This window comes from Pseudarthrobacter phenanthrenivorans (assembly GCF_000813845.1).
Lineage (GTDB): Bacteria > Actinomycetota > Actinomycetes > Actinomycetales > Micrococcaceae > Arthrobacter > Arthrobacter phenanthrenivorans_B.
This window is the reverse complement of sequence record NZ_JWTB01000014.1, coordinates 26,467-44,875: the sequence shown is the minus strand read 5'-3', so window position 1 is coordinate 44,875 and position 18,409 is coordinate 26,467. Positions and strand designations below refer to the sequence as shown.

At 66.6% G+C, this 18,409-nt stretch carries 15 protein-coding genes and 1 riboswitch; of the genes, 5 read left to right on the top strand and 10 right to left on the bottom strand.

The window, feature by feature from the left end:
- Positions 1-13 precede the first annotated feature (13 nt).
- Both RM50_RS07570 and RM50_RS07565 read right to left on the bottom strand, forming a co-directional pair.
- Complete coding sequence (locus RM50_RS07570; protein WP_043451410.1) at positions 14-655, bottom strand: LytR C-terminal domain-containing protein; 642 nt, start codon at positions 653-655, stop codon at positions 14-16.
- Between the two features lie 50 nt (positions 656-705).
- Positions 706-1,035, bottom strand: a complete 330-nt coding sequence (locus RM50_RS07565) for a DUF3263 domain-containing protein (RefSeq protein ID WP_043451408.1) — start codon at positions 1,033-1,035, stop codon at positions 706-708.
- A 153-nt stretch (positions 1,036-1,188) separates the two neighbouring features.
- On the opposite strand from RM50_RS07565, the gene RM50_RS07560 reads away from it, so the two are divergent.
- Positions 1,189-1,959 (top strand): uracil-DNA glycosylase, encoded by a 771-nt coding sequence (locus RM50_RS07560; protein ID WP_043451406.1) that lies wholly within the window; start codon positions 1,189-1,191, stop codon positions 1,957-1,959.
- Positions 1,960-1,973: 14 nt separating this feature from the next.
- A complete protein-coding gene (locus RM50_RS07555; RefSeq protein ID WP_043451404.1) occupies positions 1,974-2,813 on the top strand; it encodes a siderophore-interacting protein in 840 nt (279 codons plus the stop codon).
- Positions 2,814-2,830: 17 nt separating this feature from the next.
- Here the strand turns inward: RM50_RS07555 and RM50_RS07550 are convergent, their stop codons facing one another.
- From RM50_RS07550 to RM50_RS07540, 3 genes are all read right to left on the bottom strand, one after another.
- Entirely contained in the window at positions 2,831-4,318 is a 1,488-nt protein-coding gene (locus tag RM50_RS07550) for a threonine/serine ThrE exporter family protein (RefSeq protein WP_043451402.1), read from the bottom strand.
- 34 nt (positions 4,319-4,352) lie between these two features.
- A complete protein-coding gene (locus RM50_RS07545) occupies positions 4,353-5,669 on the bottom strand; it encodes a peptidoglycan bridge formation glycyltransferase FemA/FemB family protein (protein ID WP_043451400.1) in 1,317 nt (438 codons plus the stop codon).
- A 120-nt stretch (positions 5,670-5,789) separates the two neighbouring features.
- A complete protein-coding gene (locus RM50_RS07540; protein WP_082007010.1) occupies positions 5,790-6,923 on the bottom strand; it encodes a lipid II:glycine glycyltransferase FemX in 1,134 nt (377 codons plus the stop codon).
- A gap of 121 nt (positions 6,924-7,044) precedes the next feature.
- Here RM50_RS07540 and RM50_RS07535 point away from each other — a divergent pair, with 121 nt between their 5' ends.
- Positions 7,045-7,587: a TspO/MBR family protein gene (locus RM50_RS07535; protein WP_043451396.1), complete on the top strand. Its 543-nt coding sequence runs from the start codon at positions 7,045-7,047 to the stop codon at positions 7,585-7,587.
- Positions 7,588-7,647: 60 nt separating this feature from the next.
- Here RM50_RS07535 and RM50_RS07530 read toward each other — a convergent pair whose 3' ends face one another.
- The 4 genes from RM50_RS07530 to RM50_RS07515 all read right to left on the bottom strand — a co-directional run bounded on the left by RM50_RS07530 (position 7,648) and on the right by RM50_RS07515 (position 14,417).
- Positions 7,648-9,087, bottom strand: coding sequence for an L-serine ammonia-lyase (locus RM50_RS07530; RefSeq protein WP_043451395.1), 1,440 nt, complete (start codon positions 9,085-9,087; stop codon positions 7,648-7,650).
- Positions 9,088-9,495: 408 nt separating this feature from the next.
- A complete protein-coding gene (gene gcvT, locus RM50_RS07525) occupies positions 9,496-10,644 on the bottom strand; it encodes a glycine cleavage system aminomethyltransferase GcvT (RefSeq protein WP_043451393.1) in 1,149 nt (382 codons plus the stop codon).
- Positions 10,645-10,652: 8 nt separating this feature from the next.
- Positions 10,653-13,499, bottom strand: a complete 2,847-nt coding sequence (gcvP, locus tag RM50_RS07520) for an aminomethyl-transferring glycine dehydrogenase (protein WP_043451390.1) — start codon at positions 13,497-13,499, stop codon at positions 10,653-10,655.
- A gap of 189 nt (positions 13,500-13,688) precedes the next feature.
- A riboswitch (glycine riboswitch) is annotated at positions 13,689-13,786 on the bottom strand.
- 94 nt (positions 13,787-13,880) lie between these two features.
- Positions 13,881-14,417 carry a TetR/AcrR family transcriptional regulator gene (locus tag RM50_RS07515; protein ID WP_043451711.1) on the bottom strand — a complete coding sequence of 179 codons (537 nt, stop codon included), beginning with the start codon at positions 14,415-14,417 and terminating at the stop codon, positions 13,881-13,883.
- An 83-nt stretch (positions 14,418-14,500) separates the two neighbouring features.
- Here RM50_RS07515 and RM50_RS07510 point away from each other — a divergent pair, with 83 nt between their 5' ends.
- Positions 14,501-16,048 carry an MFS transporter gene (locus tag RM50_RS07510; RefSeq protein WP_043451388.1) on the top strand — a complete coding sequence of 516 codons (1,548 nt, stop codon included), beginning with the start codon at positions 14,501-14,503 and terminating at the stop codon, positions 16,046-16,048.
- Between the two features lie 71 nt (positions 16,049-16,119).
- On the opposite strand, the gene RM50_RS07505 is transcribed toward RM50_RS07510, so the two are convergent.
- Positions 16,120-16,599: a Dps family protein gene (locus RM50_RS07505; RefSeq protein ID WP_043451386.1), complete on the bottom strand. Its 480-nt coding sequence runs from the start codon at positions 16,597-16,599 to the stop codon at positions 16,120-16,122.
- A gap of 221 nt (positions 16,600-16,820) precedes the next feature.
- On the opposite strand from RM50_RS07505, the gene RM50_RS07500 reads away from it, so the two are divergent.
- Positions 16,821-18,377, top strand: a complete 1,557-nt coding sequence (locus RM50_RS07500) for an APC family permease (RefSeq protein WP_043451384.1) — start codon at positions 16,821-16,823, stop codon at positions 18,375-18,377.
- Positions 18,378-18,409: the final 32 nt, after the last annotated feature.

The window sequence follows — 18,409 nt, the reverse complement described above, 5'->3', positions numbered from 1 at the left end:
GGAGGGACTGCCGCTACCGGTATCCGGGTCCCAGCACCACGACCAGCGGAACCTGGAACTCGGTGCTGTTGACCACGGTGGGGATGTTCAGCAGGGCCGCCAGCGCCTGTGCGCTTGCCAGCTGCTGGGGGCCGGCGTAGAAGATCACGGAAGATTTTTGCGGAGCGCCGGCCCAGTTGCCCACCTGGCCCAAGCGCCAGCCGTCAGCCTGGACCATTCCGCCCACGCGGCCGGCCAGTCCTGCTGTTCCCGCAGCGTTGTACACCGCCACCGGCTGGGTCCGGTCGACGGCGGCCGGCTGGGTGGCAGAGGCAGTGGGCTCAGGCTCGGCACTGGTGCTTTGGGTTGGCCCGGCAGATGCCGGCGGCGTCGGGGAGACCGGAGCGGTGGAGGGAGCCTGCGTCGCCTGCGGCGTGGATCCGGTTCCGGCCAGCGGAGTTGACTCCACGCTCGCCGATGCCTGGGTCGCAGCAGTGCTGAAACCAAGCTTGGGAAGGATCAGGAAGGACACCAGCCCGATGGCCAGGGCCGCCACGCCCACCGCGAGGATGGGCCAGAGCCGCACGCGGGACGGGGCCGTGGCCGTCCGGTGGACACCTTGTCGCGACGCGGCTTCGGGGACCTTGTCGAATTCATCGCGGGCGTATCTGGTCATGGTGGAAGGACATCCTTGTAGAGTGCGGCTGTTGTCCCCGCCGCGGCGTCCTAAGCGTCGGATCCCAGGCGGCGGGCGGTGCGCGCACGGTGGCGCGACGTACGTAGTCTACGCAATCTCTTGACCAGCATGGGATCGTGGGCCAGTGCGTCCTCGCGGTCGATCAGCGCGTTGAGAAGCTGGTAGTAGTGGGTCGCGGAGAGATCGAAGAGCTCCCGGATGGCCTGTTCCTTGGCCCCTGCGTACTTCCACCACTGCCGTTCCAGGGCCAGCATCTGCTGCTCCCGCTCCGACAGGGAGGACTCACGGAGGGCGAAATCCGCCAGGAGGGGTTTCCGTGGATCCTGCTCCGGCAGGTGTTCCCGGGCCGGTTCCGCCACGGCACACTCCTTCGCTGGTTACGGTAAATGTCTTACCCCCATGCTAGCTGCCGAATAACACTGGTGTCATTCGCACCTGGCCGCGTGCCTCGTCCCCCTGCCCTGGCACCCCTCCCCCCGGCTGCCCGCGCCCGGTCCTGCAAGAATGGAACGATGTTTGAATCGGATGCGCTGTTCGAGCTGCAGCAGGACTCCGCGGACACCCTCCGCTTCGCCGACCTCGCCGCCCTGCCGCTGGCAGACCTCATGGCGCCGGACTGGGCTGCTGCCCTGCAGGACGTCGAAGGCCAACTCCGGAAGGTGCTGGCGTTCCTGGCCGCGGAAGAGGCGGCCGGGCACCAGCTCCTGCCGTCGCCGTCGAACGTCCTGCGGGCCTTCCGCCAGCCCCTGGCCGGCGTGAAAGTCCTTCTTGTGGGGCAGGATCCGTACCCCACGCCGGGCCACGCCGTCGGACTTTCCTTCTCCGTCGACCCGCACGTGCGGCCCATCCCGCGCAGCCTGGCCAACATCTACCGGGAGCTGGAATCGGACCTGGGCATTCCGCCACGCGTCCACGGCGACCTGTCGGCTTGGACGGAGCAAGGCGTGCTGCTGCTGAACCGCGTCCTGACGGTCCGCGCCGGAGCCGCCGGTTCACACCGGGGCAAGGGCTGGGAGGAGATTACGACGGCGGCAGTCACCGCGCTGGCGGCCCGCACCGCAGCGGACGGGGCAAGGCTGCCCCTGGTGGCCGTGTTGTGGGGCAAGGAGGCTGAGGGCGTCCGGGCGCTCCTGGCCGGCGTCCCCGCCATCACCAGCGCCCATCCCAGTCCCCTGTCCGCCTCCCGCGGCTTCTTTGGCTCCCGGCCGTTCAGCCGTGCGAACCAGCTGCTGCGGGACCAGGGGGCAACGGACGTAACCTGGGAACTCCCGCCGTCGCTCTAGCTTAGGCTTGCCTCATGAGCACCGTTCCTGCCGCCACCAGCGCAACCAAGAAGAGCCGCCCGCAGGTCAATCTGACTGTCCTGCGCAAGGAACAGCTGACGCCGCACATGGTCCGGATCGTCGCCGGCGGGGACGGCTTCAAGGACTTCACCAACAACGGGTTCGTGGACCGGTACGTCAAGATTGTCTTCCCCCAGCCCGGCGTCGAGTACCCCTCGCCCCTGGATCTCTGGGAAATCCGGGAAACCATGCCCCGCGAACAGTGGCCGTTCACCCGCACCTACACCCTGCGCTGGGTCAACACTGGAGCGCAGGAACTGGCCATCGACTTCGTGGTCCACGGCGACGAAGGCCTGGCAGGCCCTTGGGCGGCCAGGGCAGAGCCTGGCGAAACCCTCACCTTCACCGGTCCCGGCGGGGCCTACAACCCCAACCCGGAAGCGGACTGGTACCTCTTCGCCGGCGATGAGGCAGCGCTGCCCGCCATCGCCGCCTGCATCGAGGCACTGCCGCCGGAAGCTGCGGGGATGGCTTTCCTGGAGGTCGGGTCCGAGGCCGAAATCCAGCCCATTTCCGCCCCCGCAGGGCTGGACCTCACCTGGCTGCCGCGCAACGGCGTCCCCGCGGGGTCCAGCGACCTGTTGATCAAGGCGGTGGCGAATGCGGACTGGCCGGGAGGCTCCGTGGACGTCTTTGCGCACGGCGAGCGCGGCTACATGAAGGCGCTGCGCGAGGTCTTCTTCAAGCAGCGCGGACTCGAGCGCCGGCAGGTCTCACTCTCCGGCTACTGGGCGCAGGGCCGGGTGGAGGACGTCTTCCAGGCCGAAAAGAAACTGCCGGTCGGCCAAATCTAGGCGGCCCGGCGCCCGCGCTACCGGCGGCGCGCCCGGCGCCGCTCGTTGCTTGCCAGGCTCCGTGTCAGCGGCCGTGCCAGCACATCGCCCAGGACGATCCCTCCGGCAGTGCCGAGGACGATCGCGCCGGCGCTGAGCATGCCACCGGCGCCGGCGAGGATTTCCGACTCCTCTACGGTGAGCACGTACATGGACCGGAAAATCGTGAGGCCGGGCAGCAGGATCAGGGCCGCGGGAACAGCCACCACGAGCTGCGGTGCCCCCATCCGCAGGGCCACCACCCGCGCCAGGAGGCCGATGACCACGGCGGCGATGGCCGGGGCGAAGCGGTCGCCAATGCCCAGCAGGCCGCAGCCCAGCAGGACCAGATAGCCCGCCACGCCAACCCCGGCCGTGGGCAGGAGCAGCTTCCAGGTGGTTTGCTCGGTGATGCCGATGGCCATCACGGCGGCGGCCACAAAGACGATGAGGACCCACAGATCGTAGGCGGGCGGAAAGGTCTGCGTGACGTCGATGCGCTGCAGGCCGGTCAGCTCCCCCACGACAAAGGCGACGGCGATGCCGGCAACGATGGCGCCGAAGGTCAGCAGCGTGGACAGGAACCGCCCCGCCGCCGTCACCGGGAAGCCGTTAATGGCATCCTGCACGGAGGACACCAGCCGGCCGGTGGGAAGGAGCAGCAGGATGCCGCCCACCACCACGATCGACGGTGAGGCGGTGAGCCCGAACTGCCACAGCAGCAGGGCCAGCATGGTGACCACGAATGAGCAACTCGCGGTGATGAAGAAGTCCGGGACGCGCCAGCGTCCCAACTGCCTGGCCAGCAGGCTGATGCCGATGTTGGCCACGAATGCGACCGCCGAGGACACGGGCCCTCCGCCCAGCACCCCGACGAACACTGCGGCGAAAACACCGAATGCCGCCGTCACCATCCAGCGCGGATACGGCTTGGGGCTGGTGATGGCCTCGTTGAGCCGGCGGACCGCCTCATCACGCCCCACCCCGCCGGCCACGATGTCCGTGACCAGTTGGTGGACCTTGGCGAGGCCGGCGTAGTTGTTGGTCCAGGACCGCACCACGCGCAGCAGCGCGATGGGGGTCTGGTCCTTGGGGGCATAGTTGATCCCCACGGACTGGTTGGTGATGTCGACCTCGATGTTCTTCAGTCCCAGCGCCGCGGTGACGGCAATAATGCTGGTTTCCACTTCGAGGGCGCCGGCGCCGTAGCGGAACATCGTTTCGGCCAGGTGGAGGGCGAAGTCAAGGGTTTTGCGGGCGGAGGTGTCCACGCCGCCCACCTGGATGGTGGGGTTCGCGTAGGGGCTCCCGGCGAGCCGGTCCACGATGCTCAAGGGCGCCGTGGGCGGGTTCTCCCCCTGGACCAGGCGGCGGAGCATTCTCCTGGCAGCAGCGTCCTGCCGGAGCTGCGCAGGAGTCAGCGGTTCAGTCTTGGGCAGGCCGTCAGTCTTCGGCCTGGACCCTGGCCGTTCGGGCCGGTCAGTCATGCCCGATTCCTCCCTGTCTGCGGATTATGGACGGTCAGGCTGCACGTTTCAGCGGCAGCTTGCCCAGCAGGGTGCGGGCGGCTGCCGCCGCGGACCTGGCGAGCCGGTTGGCGTGGAACGCACCGGGCCGTACCGGGAGGACGAAGTCCCCCACCAGCTGGACCACTTCGCCGCCGAATCCCTTCTTGAATTCGTAGCCGCCGTGTCCTTCCTCGTCCTGTCCGGAGATGCCGAAGGTGCCGTAGAAGTTGTACCGGGGGTACCCCTTCTCGAGTGCGTGCAGCATCATGCCCCAGTACAGGGACGTTGCGCCGTTGAAGTAGATGTAGTCCTGGACGGTGCCGCCGATGACGCACACCACCTCATCGCCGTAGCAGACAAAGTGGATCGCGGCCACGGTGGCGGTACCCACCGAATCGGGGAACCTTTCGATGTCCTTCAGGCTGCGCTGGTAGCTGTCCACCAGGTCCTGGACCACCTTGAGCCGGTTGGCCTTCTTCTTGCTGCCGGTCTCCTCGACGTCGCGGCGGAGGTCGGCGGCGGTGGCTGATTCCGCGGCCAGGCGTTCGGTGATGGATTTGCGGTAGGCCGGGATGTCGATCTTGGCCATCATCAGCTTGGTGAATTCGCTGGAAGTGGTGCGCAGCAGGTGCTCGTAGTAGTCGCGTTCGCGGTAGACGAAGCCTTTTTCGTCCCCGGCCCGGCTCAGAGCGCCGTAGAAGTCATCCAGGGTGTCCAGGGTGGCCTGTTCCAGGAAGACGCCGTTTTTTTCGGCCTTGCGGATGGCTTTCCGGGTCCGGTAGCTGGTGCCCATGATCAGTTCTTCGGCGTCCTGGATGCCCACGAGGTTCTTGACGAACATCCAGTTCACGTTGACGAAGTTCATGTCCAAACCCTGGTGGCGGAATCCCAGGCGTTCCAGGTCCGCAACAAGCGGCCTGTTGTCCTCGATTTCGGGGTGTTCGGCGCCGTCGGCGTCCCGTGCAATGTACCGAAGGTTCGGTGAGATCCTCAGTTCAGCGGCTTTACGCCCTGCCGCATGTTTGCGGAGAAGTTCGACGACGGCGCGCACCAGGTCACGGTCCGCATAGTCCATGAGGGGACCCTTGGCACATTCGCAAACGGTGTAGCCCAGCCGGGTGGTGGTGTAGTTGAGCTTCCCTGCGGCCACGAGTTCGCCGTCGCGTTTCACTCCGAAAAGCTCCACCTGCTGGCCGCGGGCGCGCTGGAAGCGGGCAAAGTCGATGGACTGCAGGAAGCTGTTCTGGGGGTGCTTCAGCGCGAAGGCTTCAAATTCGGCGTCACTGAGGTTGGCATATTCAAGCCCGCCGGCGGCGGAATCTGGATTCAAGGGGTTACCTTCTTCTGGCTCTTCGCAGCCTGGGGCAGGCGCTGGACGGACGGTATTCATGCCCCGGCCGCACCCGTGGGTGCAGGCCGGCAGGCGCGTTGGTTTAGTTGGCGGCGGAGGTCAGTAGAACTGCTGCCCGGTCCGGGCGGTTTCGATCCGGCGGAACACTTTTTCTCCGCCCTTGACCCACAGCCGGTGCCGGAGCGGGGACAGGACGTAGTCGTGGCACCCCACGAAGTCAGTGACGGTCTTCGTGAAGCTGGTCTTGAACATGCCCATGCCGTAGAGGTTGTGGGTCTTGTCCTTGATACGGGCCGCTGGCGGGGTGCCGCAGAAGTCGTACTCGGTACAGCCCAGTTCCTGCATACGGCGGATCGCGGTCCACTGCACCAGGTGCGAGTCCCCGTACTGCTTGCGGTTCTGGGTGGAGCCGCCGTCCTTGTAGGTTGCCTTGGCGCCATAGTTGATGACGAAGGCGCCCACGCTGGGTTTGCCGTCTTCGTACACGAAGAAGAAGTTGCCCTGGCCGCGGTTGCAGAACTCGTCCCAGAACCGTGCGTAGTACTCATAGCTGCGGAGGGGCATGGAACCCTTGGCGCTGACGGTGTCAGCCATCAGGTCGTAGAGGGCCCGATAGGTTTCCGGGCCCTGCTCCTGCCGGACCACCTGGCAACCCTCCCGTTCCGCGCGCCGGACTGCGTTCCGCGCACGGGAGGAAATGGCTTTGAACACCTCTTCCTCCGGCCCTGAGATGTCCAGCAGCGCGGTGGAGTCGTTGGACTGGATGTTCGGGGCCTTGACGAAGCCGGCTGCAAGGAGTGCCTGCCGGGCTTCATCGGAGTCGATGATGTCCGGTTCCACCTTGATGGTGAAGACCTTCAGCTTCTGGCTGCGGACAAAGGCTGCGCATGCTTCGAGGGCAGGCCCCAGGTCAGCTGCATCCGCGACGTCGGGGCCCTTGATGAGGTACCACAGCCGCCCCAGGACGGGGAACGTCTTCTCCAGCACCAGGTTATAGCTGGCGGTACCGTGGCCTTCCAGCACCAGGAACCGGACTTTCCAGCCGCTTCCGTTCTTCACTGATGCGTAGGCGGCAGACTGCAGCATGTTGCCGCCGTTCGGGTTGGCCGTGACGTGCTTGTCCCAGTTCTCAATTTCCTCGGCTGTGGCAAAACGTGCGGTGAATTCTCGCAAGGGGGCCGTGTCCAATCGGGTGTGTGCGCGGTTTCGTTGGTTCTGGATGCGTGCGGACATGCAGCCTCAAGTCTAAAGCCTCAGCGATGCCAGCCCCTTCTCCGGGCCTGCCTGGCATGGCGCCAGGGACAGGCCGAATGCCACCTTGACGCGGCTCATGGCATTCAACAAGGGTGGGGGTATGAGGCCGGACCAGGAACAGAGCGGTACAGACGTGAAGAGCGGGCGGCCCTACAGTCCAGGTGTCCAGGCGGCGGCTCTTGCCGGGTTCCTGGTGGCGTCCCTGCTGGTGGCAGGCCTGGGCGGCCTGGCGTCCGCAGCAAACGTGAACGGTTGGTATGCGTCGGCTGACAAGGCCCCCTGGACCCCGCCCAATTTCGTTTTTGGACCGGTCTGGACTGTTCTGTACACCGCGATGGCTGTGGCCGCCTGGCTGGTCTGGCGCCAACGGAGCAGCATGACCCGCCGGGCCATGACCGTATACGCCATCCAGCTGGTCCTCAACCTCGCCTGGACGCCGGCGTTTTTCGCCCTCTATCCACCCCTCGGCACGGCGGCCCTGTGGCTGGGCCTGGCCATCATCCTGGTGTTGATTGCCGCGGTCGCGTTGACGGTGATGTACTTCGGCCCGATCAGCCGGACGGCCGGCCTGCTGCTGCTGCCGTATGTCTCATGGCTCGTCTTCGCTGCGAGCCTGAACTGGTGGGCAGCCGTGCACAACTAGGCCGGCCGGACGGCGGCAGGAAGGCGGCTCAGTCCGCCGTGCCGCCATTTGGAGGGGTTGTCAGCACTCGACGACGTTGACGGCCAGGCCGCCCATGGCGGTTTCCTTGTATTTGTCGCTCATGTCCTTGCCGGTTTCGCGCATGGTGATGATGACTTCGTCGAGGGACACGCGGTGGGTGCCGTCGCCCCAGAGCGCCATTTTCGCGGCGTTGATCGCTTTCGCGGCGGCGATCGCGTTCCGCTCGATGCAGGGGACCTGGACCAGCCCGCCGATCGGGTCGCAGGTCAGGCCCAGGTTGTGTTCCATCGCGATTTCCGCGGCGTTCTCCACCTGCGCCGGGGACCCGCCCATCACCTCCGCCAACCCCGCGGCGGCCATCGAGGACGCCGAACCGACCTCGCCCTGGCAGCCGACCTCGGCCCCGGAAATCGAGGCCTGTTCCTTATACAGCACCCCCACCGCCCCGGCCGCGAGCAGGAACCGCACCACCACATCCTCCCGGTCCGCCCGGGCGGCCTTCTCCATGCCCGGCGCGAAATGCAGGGCATAGAACAACACCGCGGGAATGATCCCGGCCGCCCCGTTGGTCGGGGCCGTGACCACCCGGCCGCCGGACGCGTTCTCCTCATTCACCGCCAACGCCACCAAGTTAACCCACTCCTGCCAATACCTGGGATCGAACGGCCCCGCATCCCACGCAGCATCCGGATCCACGTCCCGCCCGTCCGCGCATTCCTTCTTCAACCGCTCAAACCAGTCCGGCGCGCGGCGGCGGACCTTCAACCCGCCCGGCAGCACCCCGTCCCGTTTCAACGACGTGGCCACGCACGCCTCCATCACCGCCCAGATCTGCAGCAACCCGGCCCGGATCTGCTCCCCGGACCGGGAAGCCTTCTCATTCACGAACATCACGTCCGCGATGCCCAGCCCGGTCACCGCGCAATGCTCCAGCAGCTCCGCCGCGGTCCTGAACGGCAGCGGCAACTCCTGCTTGGACGCCTCCAGTTCCTGCTGCGCCGCGTCCTCCTCACCCTCACGGACAATGAACCCGCCCCCGACCGAGAAAAACGTCGCCGCATGCACCACGTTTCCCCCGGCGTCGGTGACGGTGAACGTCATCCCGTTCGTGTGCCGGGGCAGGACCGTCAAGGGCCGCAGCACCATGTCCTTCACCCCGTACGGCAACGGCACCGCCCCGGCCAGGTTCAGCACCCCGGTCTCCGCGATCGAGGCCAGCCGCTCCTCCACCTCTTCCGGCAGAATCAGCTCCGGATGATAGCCCTCCAACCCCAACAGCACCGCCGTCATCGTCCCGTGCCCATGCCCCGTCGCGGCCAACGACCCATACAGATCCACCCGCAACGACACCACAGCCCCGAGCTTCCCCGAGGCCTTCAACTCCTCAGCAAACACAGCAGCAGCCCGCATCGGCCCCACAGTATGCGACGACGAAGGGCCAATACCAATAGAAAACAGATCGAACACTCCGACTGCCATGACAATTCCTAACTAAAACTCTGGTTCGAGTCACTCTGAGTGGCTGGGGTGGAGCGGGCAGGACATCCTCTGCGGGCTCGGTCGCGAAGACGCCCGCTAAGCGGACGTGACGCAGTGGCCGGGTTGGGTGCCCGCCTGACCGAATTCCTCCGCGTGCTCGGGGCCCACGCCGTCCGCGTTCCCTGGCCGAGCTTGCGAGGTTAGGGGGACGGTGGGAAGCACGTCTCCGGAATCCGCCCAGTCGCCAACGCACGTCCAGGGCGACACGCCCACGAGGGGCCGGCGGAGCCGGACTTTTCGAAAGCGTGCGTCAAAGCGAGGAACGAGCAGCACGCGTGAAAATGTCCGGTCCGCCGGTCCCGAAGGTGAGCCATGGGATTTCGACAAGCTCGAACACCGGCTTTGGGACTACTTGAGGCGCTTGTAGAACGGGAGGTCGACGACTTCGAAGGGCTCTGCCTTGCCGCGGAGATCGATGTCCAGGGCTGTGCCAGGTGCCGAGTGGTCGACGTCGACGTAGGCCATGGCGATGGGGTAGCCGAGGGTGGGCGAGGGCTGGCCGGAGGTGACTTCGCCGACGGCGGCGCCTTCCTTGAGGACCGGATAGTGGGCGCGCCCTGCGCGCCGGCCCTTGCCTTTGAGTCCCACGAGGCGGCGGCCGGTGGTGCTTCCGGCGCCCGCTTCCTTTTTCGCGGCGAGGGCGGCTTTGCCAACAAAGTCGCCTTCCTTGGAGAGCGCGACGACGGCGCCAAGTCCGGCGCTGAACGGGTCGCCCTGCAGCGACAGTTCGTTGCCGTAGAGCGGCATGCCGGCCTCAAGGCGCAGGGAGTCCCGCGACGCGAGGCCGGCCGGGGCCAGCTCCCCGTCCTCTGCGATGGCGAGCAGTGCCTGCCACAGCGCGGGGGCGTCGTCGTTGTCCACAAAGATTTCGAACCCGTCCTCGCCGGTATAGCCGGTGCGGGCGAGCAGCAGTTCCTTGCCAGTGCCGCCCACCAGGAACGGAACCTCGACGGCGGCGTAGTACTTCAGCTCGGTCACCATCGGGTGCTGCGCGGCCGGGACCAGGCGCAGCAGGAGCTCCTGGGCCAGTGGTCCCTGGACCGCGATGAGGGACGTGCGGCCTGAAGCATCGTCCACCAGTGCATTGAAGCCTGAGGCCCGCTCCAGCAGTTCACGGGCGACCGTCCCGGCTTTGCCCGCGTTGGGCACCACGAGGAAGACGTCGGTGCCGTCTTCGGCCGCCGGACGGCGGTAGACGATCAGGTCGTCGATGATGCCGCCGTCCGTGTTGCAGATCAGCGAATACTTCGCCTTGCCCACCGCCATGGCGGAGATCTTCCCCACCAGGGCGTAGTCCAGGAAAGCAGCGGCATCCGGGCCGGTGACCCAGACTTCGCCCATGTGGGAGAGGTCGAACAGCCCCGCAGCCTTGCGGACGGCGTGGTGCTCAGCCAGTTCCGAGCTGTACTTGAGCGGCATCTGCCAGCCGCCGAAGTCCGTGAAGGAGGCGCCAAGCTTCTGGTGTTCGTTGTAGAGGGCCGTATATTTCGCAGTCATGGGGTGGCTCAGTTCTCGAACTCGGAAAGCGGCGGGCAGGAGCAGATGAGGTTCCGGTCGCCGGCCGCGCCGTCGATGCGTCCCACGGGCGGGAAGTACTTGTCCTGTTTGTGGTGGGCGGGGAAGGCGGCCTGCTCGCGCGGGTAGGCGCGGTCCCAGTCGGAGCTGACGACGGCGGCTGCCGTGTGGGGTGCGTGGCGCAGGGGTGAGTCCGTCACGGCGAAGTCCCCGTTGGCCACCTGGTCGATTTCCTTGCGGATGCTGATCATGGCGTCGATGAAGCGGTCGATTTCGGCGAGGTCCTCGGATTCGGTGGGCTCCACCATCAGCGTGCCGGCGACGGGGAAGGACAGGGTGGGGGCGTGGAAGCCGAAGTCGATCAGCCGCTTGGCCACGTCCTCGGCCGTGACCCCGGTCTTCGCGGTGAGTTCGCGCAGGTCCAGGATGCACTCGTGCGCCACCAGGCCGCCCTCGCCGGTGTACAGGACCGGGAAGTATTCGTTCAGGCGGGACGCGACGTAGTTCGCGGCGAGCAGCGCGGACTTGGTGGCCTCGGTCAGGCCCTCGCCGCCCATCAGCTTCACGTAGGCCCACGAAATTGGCAGCACCCCGGCGGAGCCGAAGCGGGACGCACTGATCGCGACGCCGTGTCCTGCCTCGTGCACGGCCTTGTTGGCGTCGCCGGGCATGAATGGTGCCAGGTGCGCCTTGGCAGCGACCGGGCCGACGCCGGGTCCGCCGCCGCCGTGCGGGATGCAGAAGGTCTTGTGCAGGTTCAGGTGCGAGACGTCGCCGCCGAACTGGCCCGGCTGCGCCAGGCCCACCAGGGCGTTCAGGTTGGCGCCGTCGATGTACACCTGGCCGCCCGCGGCGTGGACTGCGTCGCAGACGTCCCGGACATCCCCGTCATAGACCCCATGGGTTGAGGGATAGGTGATCATGATGCAGGACAAGGCGTCCTTGTTGGCCTCGATCTTGGCCGTCAGGTCATCGTGGTCGATGGTGCCGTCCGCGGCGGTGGCCACGACGACGACCTTCATGCCGGCCAGGACGGCGGAGGCGGCGTTGGTGCCGTGCGCGGACGCCGGGATCAGGCAGATGTTGCGCTGCTGCTCGCCGCGGGAGTGGTGGTAGCCGCGGATCGCCAGCAGCCCGGCGAGCTCGCCCTGGGAGCCGGCGTTGGGCTGGATGGACACCTGGTCGTAGCCGGTGATGGCGGTCAGATCGGCTTCGAGGTCGGCGATGAGTTCGCGCCAGCCCTCGGTTTGGGAGTCCGGGGCGAAGGGGTGGATGGAGGCGAACTCCGGCCAGGAGATGGCTTCCATCTCGGCGGTGGCGTTCAGCTTCATGGTGCACGAACCCAGCGGGATCATGGTGCGGTCCAGCGCCAGGTCCCGGTCCGAGAGCTTGCGGATGTAGCGCAGCAGCTGCGTTTCGGACCGGTGTGTGTTGAACACCGGGTGCTGCAGGTAGTCGGAGGAACGCTCAACGGCGGCTTCGAGGGCAAAGCCGTCCCCGTCGGCGACCTGGGTGCCGAAGATGTCGGCAACCTGGGCGACGATGGCCGCCGTCGTGGTTTCATCCAGGGAGATGCCGACCGTGTCGCCGTCGATGTGGCGCAGGTTGATGCCCCGCGCCTCGGCGTCGGCGACGAGGGCTGCTGCGCGGCCGGGGACGCGCACGGTCAGGGTGTCGAAGAAGCTCCGGTACAGGACCTCCACGCCGGCAGCGGCAAGTGAGGCCGCCAGGGTGCGCGCGTGGCCGTGCACCGTTCCGGCGATCGCCTTCAGCCCGTCCGGGCCGTGGTACACCGCGTACATGGAGGCGACGATGGCCAGGAGCGCCTGGGCGGTGCAGATGTTGGACGTGGCCTTTTCGCGGCGGATGTGCTGCTCGCGGGTCTGCAGCGCCAGGCGGTAGGCGGGGACGCCGGCGTCGTCCTTGGACACGCCCACCAGGCGGCCGGGCAGCGAACGTTCCAAGCCCTTGCGGACGGCCATGTAGGCGGCGTGCGGGCCGCCGAAGAACAGGGGAACACCGAAGCGCTGGGCGGAGCCGACGGCGATGTCCGCGCCCTGCTCCCCCGGGGGCGTGATCAGGGTGAGTGCCAGCAGATCGGCGGCAACGGTGACCAGCGCGCCGCGCTCCTTGGCGGCGGCGATGACGCCGGACTGGTCCCAGACGCGTCCGGAGGCGCCGGGCTGCTGCAGCACGATGCCGTTGATGTCGCCATCGGGAAGTCCCTGGGACAGGTCGGCCACCTCCACCTCGAAGCCCAGCGCCTCGGCGCGGCCCTGGACGATGGCGATGGTCTGGGGCAGCACGTCGCTGTCCAGGACGGTCTTGCCGTCCGCGGCGGGTTTGGCCTTGTTGGCGCGGCGCATCAGCAGCACGGCCTCGGCCACGGCGGTGGCCTCATCCAGCAGGGAAGCGTTGGCGATGGGCAGTCCCACCAGGTCCTGCACCATGGTCTGGAAGTTCAGCAGCGCCTCGAGGCGGCCCTGCGAGATTTCCGGCTGGTAGGGCGTGTAGGCCGTGTACCAGGCAGGGGACTCCAGGATGTTCCGGCGGATCACCGGCGGAGTCACGGTGTCGTAGTAGCCCTGCCCGATCATCTGGACGGCGGTCTTGTTTTTCGCCGCCAGTTTACGGAGTTCGGTGAGGACTTCGACCTCGCTGAGGGCGTCCTGCAGGCGGAGGGCGGTCTCCTGGCGGATGACCTTGGGCACCGCGGTGTCCACCAAGTTGTCGACCGTGTCGTAGCCCACGGCTTTGAGCATGGTGTCGACGTCGGCCTGGCGGCGCGCGCCGATATGGCGGTCTACGAACGTGGTGGAGGCTGGGGTAACCGACACAAGGAACTCCATTTACTCAGGCGGCGCAGGGTACGCCACAGCTATTCGGGTTCCTCCCCGCTCTGTATTGGACCTGAGAGTTTCCGCGTCCCCTGCCTGGGCAGGACCCGCTTGCACCGTCGGTGAGCACAACAGCCTTTGGCCCCTCCCTGGGAGGAAGGATGACTGCCTGCTGCTTTCCAGAGGCGCCTCGCCGCGGCGGTACAGGGGCCTGCGAGATTCCTGGGGAGGATTTGCTCCTACGGCGCCTGCCTGTACTTCCGGCAGAACTCTCCCGCCGCAGATCAAAGGCTATTAAGTTGTGGGTTTATGACGGCCGGTGACAGCCCTCACAACTTTCCATTGTCCTACGGGGCAGGCCTTCCCGGCAAATGCCGAAGTCTACCTGCGGAGCCGTTCCAGCGCGGCCAGCAGTTCCTCAACGTCGGCTGCCCCTCCGCCCTCCGGCGCGGGCGCCACGGACAGCATGGCGTTGAAGTACAGCCCGTCACCCATGTAGAGGACGGCCTTGGCCAGCTCCGGCCCCACGTCGGCCGCGATTTCGTCCAGCCATCGCTGCTGGATGGCCGCGAAACGGCGGCGGGTCTCTTCGTGCGCCACTTCGGCAAGCCTGGTGGCGGCCACGATGGCGCGGTCCAGGGGGGTGTCGGCCCAGACGGAAGAACGGATGAAGTATGCCGCGGCGCCCTCGCTGGCCGAGGCCATGGCATCGGCGTCGGCCTTGGCCAGCCCTTCCAGCCGGTCGAGCAGCACTGCGATGAGCGCTTCCTTATTCGGAAAGTGGTAGAGGAGGCCGCCCTTCGACACGCCGGCCTTTCGCGCCACGGCGTCGAGTGTCGCAGCCCGCTCCCCCACTTCGATCAGCAGGGACTCGAAGGCGTCAAGGACCGCGTCACGGGCTACAGGCTTTCGGGGCATGCTTCCCATCATGCCCGGCATCCGGCAGGAAAGCGGAATGCTCGCGCTTTCAAACTATACCGTCTGGACGGTATAGTTATTCCATGACGACGACCGCACCCACCCCCCTGGAGACCAGCCCGACCCTCTCCGGCCGGCGTGATTGGGCCGCCCTGGCGCTGCTGATGTTTCCGGTACTGCTGGTGGCAGTGGACAATACGGCCCTGACCTTTGCCCTCCCGGCCATTGCCCGCGCCCTGGATCCGTCCGGCGTGCAGCTGCTGTGGATCGTCGACGCCTACCCGCTGGTGCTGGCCGGGCTGCTGGTATCCATGGGCAGCCTGGGTGACCGGATCGGGCGGCGGAGGCTGTTGATCATTGGCAGCCTGGGCTTCGCAGCCCTCTCAGCCGCAACGGCCTTCGCCCCCACGCCCGAGTGGCTGATTGCCGGCCGCGCAGCCCTGGGGTTCTTTGGCGCCATGCTGATGCCGTCCACGCTGTCGCTGATCCGGAATATTTTTCCCCAGCCCAACCGCCGCCGGCTTGCGGTTGCCATCTGGGCCGCTGGATTCTCGGGCGGCGCGGCCCTGGGGCCGATCTTCGGCGGATGGCTGGTGGAGCACTTCTGGTGGGGTGCCGTGTTCCTGGTGGCAGTCCCCCTCATGCTTCCCCTGCTGGCGGGTGGGCCGGCCCTTATTCCGGAATCGAAGGACCCGGCCCCGGGGAAGGTGGATATTCCCAGCATCCTGCTCTCCATGCTGGTCATGGTTCCGGTGGTTTACGGCATCAAGGCGCTGGCCACCGAGGGTCCCGGCGCAGCCGGGCTGGGCAGCATCCTCTTCGGCCTGGCCATGGGCGTCGTGTTCGTCCGGCGCCAGCACCGGCTGGAGCACCCCCTGCTCGACATGTCGCTGTTCGGGAACAGCGTGTTCAGCATGGCCATCAGCGCCAACATCCTCGCCCTGTTCTCCTTCAACGGCTTCATCCTGTTCCTGGCCCAGCATCTCCAGCTCCTCGAAGGGATGACCCCGTCAGCCGCCGGCGTCGCGATGATTCCGGCACTGGCAGCCACGGTTGTGTCGGGTTTGGTCGTGGTTCCCCTGGTCCGCAAGGTGCGTCCCGGGGCAGTGGTGGCGGCGGGCCTGGCTTTCAGCGCCGCGGGCTACAGCATGGTTGCCTTCGGGAACCACGACGGCGGCCCCGCGCTGCTGCTGGCAGCCCTGCTGGTCCTGGCGCTGGGTGTCGGCACGGCGGAAACAATATCCAACGATCTCATCCTGGGCTCAGCCCCACCGGAGAAATCCGGGGCGGCTGCAGCGATCTCGGAAACGGGCTATGAGGTGGGATCCCTGCTGGGGACGGCGTTGCTGGGTTCCATCCTGACCGCCTCCTACCAGCAAAACCTGCGGCTGCCCGCAGGGGTGGAGGAAATGCTGCCGGGCCCCGGCCTGCACAACGCCAGGGAAACCCTGGCCGGGGCGGTGGAAGCGGCGGCCGGCCTCCCCGCTCCGCTGGCGGAGCTGACCAGGGATGCCGCAGCCGCCGCCTTCGACTCCGGCGTCCACATCACCGCGGCGATTGCGCTGGTCCTGATGGCGGCGGCGGCAGTCCTGGCCGCCGTCGTCCTTCGCAGGGTGCCGAAGGCTTCCTAGCCGGGGCAGAAAAAAGCGCCCTTTGCAGGGGATTGACCTGCAAAGGGCGCCACGCCGATGGCGGTGGCCGCCTACTTGGAGTCGGCAGCGGTGACCTTGGCGGTCGGCTTCATGTTTTCCGCCTGCACCATCCAGGCGAACTGCTCCAGCCGGGCGATGAACTCGTGCAGCAGGTCAGCCGAAGTGGGGTCTTCTTCATCCACTTCGTCATGGACCTTGCGCATGGTGCCCACGGCGGCCTCCATGGCGGCGACGATCCGCTCGATGGCATCCGTAGTGCTGATCAGTCCGTCGGGAAACTGGGCCAGGCTGGTGGTTTCGGCCACGGTGGAGCTGCGGCCATCGGGAAGGGCGTGCAGGGCCCGCATGCGTTCGGCGGTGTCATCCGCGAACTGGCGGGCGGCGTCGACGATCTCATCAAGCTGCAGGTGGAGGTCGCGGAAGTTGGTGCCCACGATGTTCCAGTGCGCCTGCTTACCCTGCACGTGGAGCTCAATGAGGTCGGCAAGTACGGCCTGCAGGTTGTTGGTCAGTGTCGGTGAAGCTTTCATGCATCCTCCTCTGGTGGTCCAATAAGGCAGACGCTACCAGCCACGGATGGGGTGGCGGCAGGGTATCCGCGAATTTCTCAGTGAGCTTACTAATTCTGAAGATGAGTCATAAACGAATGTGATTCATATTTCATCTTGCATCCGCAGCGCGGCACCCCCATACTAAATGAACGCCATTCATATAGTGACCTCCGTCTCACAGCCTTCCAGAAAGTGGTGCCATGACAGAGACAATCCGCACCAGTACGGCCAAACCCGGTCCGCGCGCCCACGCACCGTCCACGGACGGCGTCAGTGCCAAGGGACTCAAGGGCGGGCAGCTCGGGCTCCTGGCCGTCGTCGTCCTCGGCATTTCAACCATTGCCCCCGCCTATACCCTCACCAGCGCACTGGGACCCACCGTCAACGAAGCCGGCCTCCAGCTGCCCGTCATCTTCCTGATCGGGTTCATTCCGATGATCCTGGTTTCGCTCGCCTACCGGGAGCTCAACGCCGACTCCCCCGACAGCGGCACCACCTTTACCTGGGTGACCAAAGCCTTCGGACCCTGGATCGGCTGGATGGGCGGCTGGGGCCTGCTGGCCGCCAACATCATCGTGCTGTCCAACCTGGCCGGCGTCGCCGTCGACTTCTTCTACCTCTTCCTGTCCCAGCTCACCGGTTCCGCCGAACTGGCGGACCTGGCCGACAACAAAGCCCTGAACGTCCTGACCTGCTTCGTCTTCGTGGCACTGGCCGTGTGGGTCAGCTACCGCGGCCTGCACACCACCAAGCTGGTGCAGTACAGCCTGGTGGGCTTTCAGTTGCTGGTGCTTGGCCTGTTCGTCGCCATGGCCTTCGCCAACTGGTCGAGCTCAGAGACGGCCATCCCGTTCAGCTGGGACTGGTTCGACGTCACCAAGATCGAAACCTTCGGGCAAATCGCGGCCGGCATCTCGCTGTCCATCTTCGTGTACTGGGGCTGGGACGTCTGCCTCACGGTCAACGAGGAAACCGCCAACGGCAAGAAGACCGCCGGTGTGGCCGGCACCCTGACCGCCGTCATCGTCCTGGCCATCTACCTCCTGGTCAGCATCGCCACCATGATGTTTGCCGGCGTCGGTGATACCGGCAACGGCCTGAACAACGCGGAAAACCACGAGAACATCTTCACGGCGCTGGCCTCACCCATCATGGGCCCGTTCGCCATCCTGATGTCCCTCGCCGTGCTCTCCAGCTCCGCCGCGTCGCTGCAGTCCACCTTCATGTCACCGTCCCGCAGCCTCCTGGCCATGGCCCACTACGGCGCCCTGCCGGAGCCCTTCAGCCGGATCAGCAAAAAGTTCTCGACGCCGGGCTTCGCCACCATTGCCGCCGGCGTCATGTCCGCGGGGTTCTACGCCGTGATGCACGTGGTCAGCGAAAACGTCCTGAATGACACCATCCTGGCCCTGGGCCTGATGATCTGCTTCTACTACGGGCTCACCGCCCTGGCCTGCACCTGGTACTTCCGCCACAGCCTGTTCAACAGCGTGCGGCACTTCCTGCTCCGGCTGGTGTGCCCGGTGGTGGGCGGCGTGGGACTCTTCGTGGTGTTCGTCCAGACCGCCATCGACAGCCTGGCACCCGAGTTCGGCAGCGGTTCCGAGGTGTTCGGCGTGGGACTGGTGTTCATCCTGGGCATCGGCATCCTGGCTCTGGGCGCCGTCGTCATGCTGGTCATGTCACGCACCCATCCCGGATTTTTCCAGGGCGACACCCTCAAGCGGGACACCCCCGCCCTGGTGGTTCCCGAGTAACGCAGCTGCGAAACAAAGGTGCCGTGCCCCCG

Excerpts from the sequence above, each read along its gene's own strand:
- RM50_RS07570 (WP_043451410.1), bottom strand. The coding sequence starts at position 655 with ATGACCAGATACGCCCGCGATGAATTCGACAAGGTCCCCGAAGCCGCG.
- RM50_RS07560 (WP_043451406.1), top strand. The coding sequence starts at position 1,189 with ATGTTTGAATCGGATGCGCTGTTCGAGCTGCAGCAGGACTCCGCGGAC.
- RM50_RS07555 (WP_043451404.1), top strand. The coding sequence starts at position 1,974 with ATGAGCACCGTTCCTGCCGCCACCAGCGCAACCAAGAAGAGCCGCCCG.
- RM50_RS07550 (WP_043451402.1), bottom strand. The coding sequence starts at position 4,318 with ATGACTGACCGGCCCGAACGGCCAGGGTCCAGGCCGAAGACTGACGGC.
- RM50_RS07540 (WP_082007010.1), bottom strand. The coding sequence starts at position 6,923 with ATGTCCGCACGCATCCAGAACCAACGAAACCGCGCACACACCCGATTG.
- RM50_RS07535 (WP_043451396.1), top strand. The coding sequence starts at position 7,045 with ATGAGGCCGGACCAGGAACAGAGCGGTACAGACGTGAAGAGCGGGCGG.
- RM50_RS07530 (WP_043451395.1), bottom strand. The coding sequence starts at position 9,087 with ATGGCAGTCGGAGTGTTCGATCTGTTTTCTATTGGTATTGGCCCTTCG.
- gcvT (WP_043451393.1), bottom strand. The coding sequence starts at position 10,644 with ATGACTGCGAAATATACGGCCCTCTACAACGAACACCAGAAGCTTGGC.
- RM50_RS07515 (WP_043451711.1), bottom strand. The coding sequence starts at position 14,417 with ATGCCCCGAAAGCCTGTAGCCCGTGACGCGGTCCTTGACGCCTTCGAG.
- RM50_RS07510 (WP_043451388.1), top strand. The coding sequence starts at position 14,501 with ATGACGACGACCGCACCCACCCCCCTGGAGACCAGCCCGACCCTCTCC.
- RM50_RS07505 (WP_043451386.1), bottom strand. The coding sequence starts at position 16,599 with ATGAAAGCTTCACCGACACTGACCAACAACCTGCAGGCCGTACTTGCC.
- RM50_RS07500 (WP_043451384.1), top strand. The coding sequence starts at position 16,821 with ATGACAGAGACAATCCGCACCAGTACGGCCAAACCCGGTCCGCGCGCC.